We start from the raw sequence: 296 nt of genomic DNA on the forward strand, positions 1-296 counted from the left end.
CCCCCCCCCCCCCCCCCCCCCCCCCCCCCCCCCCCCCCCCCCCCAAGCAGAAGCCGCCCCACTCGATGTAGCTCCGTCTCGTGGGCTCGGAGATGTGTATAAGAGACAGGGTACGGACGTCGCGATCGTCACCTGGATGGGGTACGAGGCTCCCCAGGCCGACGAGGTCATGAGCGGCGGACAGGACGTTGAACGACCCCGGCTCTGTCTCTTATACACATCTCCGAGCCCACGAGACGGAGCTACATCTAGGGGGGCGGGTTTTGCTTGGAAAAGGGGGGGGGGGGGGGGGGGGG

The 296-nt window shown here is 68.9% G+C and carries 1 protein-coding gene; it reads left to right on the top strand.

Features of this window, described 5'->3' with window-relative positions:
* Positions 1-94: 94 nt before the first annotated feature.
* Positions 95-296, top strand: a 202-nt coding sequence (locus tag ACR9ZK_RS21805) for a hypothetical protein (protein ID WP_481344046.1), incomplete at its 3' end; no start/stop codon positions are given.

The organism is Monashia sp. HAY1-5C (assembly GCF_056755255.1).